Raw genomic sequence first — 3,232 nt, 5'->3', positions numbered from 1 at the left:
CCCGCACCCGACCGGGTGCGGGGCCGTGCGCGGCCGTGCGGCGCTCGCGTCAGCGCAGGCGCGCGGCGAGGTTCTCGTCGAGGGTGCCCAGGAACTCCTCGGTGGTCTGCCAGGCCTGGTCGGGCCCGACGAGCAGCGCGAGGTCCTTGGTCATCTTCCCGCTCTCGACGGTCTTGATGACGACGTCCTCGAGGGTCTCGGCGAAGCCGGTGACCTCGGGGGTCGAGTCGAGCTTGCCGCGGTGCGCGAGACCGCGCGTCCAGGCGTAGATCGACGCAATGGGGTTGGTCGAGGTCGGCTTGCCCTGCTGGTGCTGGCGGTAGTGCCGGGTGACGGTGCCGTGCGCGGCCTCCGCCTCGACGACGGAGCCGTCCGGGGTGGACAGCACCGAGGTCATCAGGCCCAGCGAGCCGAAGCCCTGGGCGACGGTGTCGGACTGGACGTCGCCGTCGTAGTTCTTGCAGGCCCAGACGTAGCCGCCCTCCCACTTCAGGGACGCGGCGACCATGTCGTCGATGAGGCGGTGCTCGTAGGTGATCCCGGCCTCGTCGAACTTCGCCTTGAACTCGGTCTGGAAGACCTCCTCGAAGATGTCCTTGAAGCGGCCGTCGTAGGCCTTGAGGATCGTGTTCTTCGTGGAGAGGTAGACCGGGTACCCGCGCGCCAGCCCGTAGTTGAGCGAGGCGCGGGCGAAGTCGTAGATGGAGCTGTCGAGGTTGTACATCGACAGCGACACCCCGGCGCCGGGGGCCTGGAAGACCTCGTGCTCGATGGGCTCGCCGCCGTCCTTGGGCGTGAAGGTGACGGTCAGCGTCCCCTCGCCGGGGAACTTGAAGTCGGTGGCGCGGTACTGGTCGCCGAAGGCGTGGCGGCCGACGATGATCGGCTTGGTCCAGCCCGGCACCAGGCGCGGGATGTTGGAGATGATGATCGGCTCGCGGAAGATCACGCCGCCGAGGATGTTGCGGATCGTCCCGTTCGGGGAGCGCCACATCTTCTTGAGGCCGAACTCCTCCACGCGGGCCTCGTCCGGCGTGATCGTCGCGCACTTGACGCCGACGCCGGCCCGCTGGATGGCGTGGGCCGCGTCGATGGTGACCTGGTCGTCGGTGGCGTCGCGGTGCTCGACCCCGAGGTCGTAGTACTCCAGGTCGACGTCGAGGTAGGGGTGGATCAGGCGGTCCTTGATGAACTGCCAGATGATCCGGGTCATCTCGTCGCCGTCGAGCTCGACGACCGGTCCCTGGACCTTGATCTTGGCCACTGTGCTGTCTCCTCCGACTGCGCTCGGCTCTGTCTCGACGTCAAGCTACCGGTCCCGCCCCCCGAGGGCGCCAGCGGACGGCGTCCTTGACGTACGCTGCCGCTCCGTGAGCAGTCTCGAGACCCCGACGGACCCGCGCAGCACGGCCGGCAAGCTGGCCGAGCTGCACCGCCGGGCGCACGCCGCCGTCGCCACCGCCGACGAGCGCGCGGCCGCCAAGCAGCACCCGCGGGGCAAGAAGACGGCCCGCGAGCGCATCGCGGCCCTCGTCGACGAGGACTCCTTCGTCGAGCGCGGCGGCTTCGCGCGCAGCACGGCCACGGGCTTCGGGATGGCGAGCAAGCACGTGGACGGCGACGGCGTCGTCACCGGCTACGCGACCGTCGACGGGCGGCCGGTGTGCGTGTACGCGCAGGACTTCACCGCCTTCGGCGGCTCCCTCGGCGAGGTGCACGGCGCCAAGATCGCCGAGCTGCAGGAGTTCGCCGCGACCACCGGCTGCCCCGTGGTCGGCATCAACGACGGCGGCGGCGCCCGCATCCAGGAGGGGGTCGCCTCCCTGGTGCAGTACGCGCGGATCTTCCGCCGCAACGTGCACGCCTCCGGCGTGGTCCCCCAGATCTCCCTCATCCTCGGCCCCTCGGCCGGCGGGGCCGTCTACTCCCCCGCCCTCACCGACATCACCGTCATGGTCGACGAGACCTCGCACATGTTCGTCACCGGGCCGGACGTCATCCGCACCGTGACCGGCGAGGACGTCGGCTTCGAGGAGCTCGGCGGCGGGCGCACCCACGCGACGCGCTCGGGCGTGGCGCACCACCTCGCCGAGAGCGAGGACGACGCCATCGCCTACGTGCGCGAGCTGCTGTCCTACCTGCCCTCCAACAACCTCTCCGAGGCGCCGCTGCTGGCACCGGCCACCCCCCGCGAGCTCGTCGTCGACGAGGACGACCTGGTGCTGGACGAGATCGTCCCGGACTCGCCCAACCAGCCCTACGACATGGTCTCCGTCGTGGCCGCGGTGCTCGACGACGAGGAGTTCCTGCAGGTCCACGAGCTCTTCGCGCCCAACGTCCTCACCGGCTTCGGCCGCGTGGAGGGCCGGCCCGTGGGCGTGGTGGCCAACCAGCCCTCGCAGCTGGCCGGCACCCTGGACATCGACGCCTCCGAGAAGGCCGCGCGCTTCGTGCGCCTGTGCGACGCCTTCAACGTGCCGGTGCTGACCTTCGTGGACGTGCCGGGCTTCCTGCCGGGCACCGACCAGGAGTGGAACGGCATCATCCGCCGCGGCGCGAAGCTGCTGTACGCCTACGCGGAGGCGACGGTCCCGCTGGTCACCGTCATCACCCGCAAGGCCTACGGCGGCGCCTACATCGTCATGGGCAGCAAGGAGATGGGCGCCGACGTGTGCCTGGCCTGGCCGAGCGCGCAGATCGCCGTGATGGGCGCCCAGGGGGCGGTGAACATCCTGCACCGCGGCACCCTCAAGGCGGCCGCCGAGGCCGGCGAGGACGTCGAGGCCAGGCGCCGCGAGCTCGTCGACGACTACGAGCTGCAGCTGGCCAACCCCTACGTGGCCGCCGAGCGGGGCTACGTCGACGCCGTCATCGCCCCCAGCGAGACGCGCGTGCAGGTCGCCAGGGCGCTGCGGGCGCTGGCGACCAAGCGCGCGACGCTGCCGGCCAAGAAGCACGGGAACATCCCGCTGTGAGCGGCACCGCCGAGGACCTCGGGGACTTCCTCGCCTCCCTGCGCATCGAGCGCGGCCACCCCGAGCCGGAGGAGCTGGCCGCCCTCACCGTCGTGCTCACCACGCAGCTGGCCCGGCCGGCGCCCGCACCGCAGCCGGCGGCGCCGCGCTCGCGCTGGGCCGACCCCCGCCACGTGCTCGGCCTGCCCCCGGTGCCCGGCCCGGGCGGCTGGCGCGCCAGCGCGCTGCCGCGCTGAACCGGCGCGCCGAGCCGGTTC

General features: G+C 71.8%; 3 protein-coding genes. 2 read left to right on the top strand and 1 reads right to left on the bottom strand.

Going from position 1 to position 3,232, the window contains the following annotated elements; translation table 11 throughout:
* Positions 1-49: 49 nt before the first annotated feature.
* On the bottom strand, positions 50-1,264 hold the full coding sequence (locus tag ACRYM2_RS22945; RefSeq protein WP_432525008.1) for an NADP-dependent isocitrate dehydrogenase: 1,215 nt from the start codon (positions 1,262-1,264) through the stop codon (positions 50-52).
* Positions 1,265-1,370: 106 nt separating this feature from the next.
* Between ACRYM2_RS22945 and ACRYM2_RS22940 the strand changes: the two genes are divergently transcribed.
* Positions 1,371-2,975, top strand: a complete 1,605-nt coding sequence (locus ACRYM2_RS22940; protein WP_432525007.1) for an acyl-CoA carboxylase subunit beta — start codon at positions 1,371-1,373, stop codon at positions 2,973-2,975.
* Entirely contained in the window at positions 2,972-3,211 is a 240-nt protein-coding gene (locus ACRYM2_RS22935) for an acyl-CoA carboxylase subunit epsilon (protein ID WP_432525006.1), read from the top strand. Before ACRYM2_RS22940 ends, ACRYM2_RS22935 begins: the two co-directional genes overlap by 4 nt.
* Positions 3,212-3,232: the final 21 nt, after the last annotated feature.

Source organism: Kineococcus aridisoli (genome assembly GCF_050871885.1).
Classification (GTDB): domain Bacteria; phylum Actinomycetota; class Actinomycetes; order Actinomycetales; family Kineococcaceae; genus Kineococcus.
The sequence above is the reverse complement of the archived record's forward strand: the minus strand, read 5'-3'. Positions and strand labels throughout refer to the sequence as shown.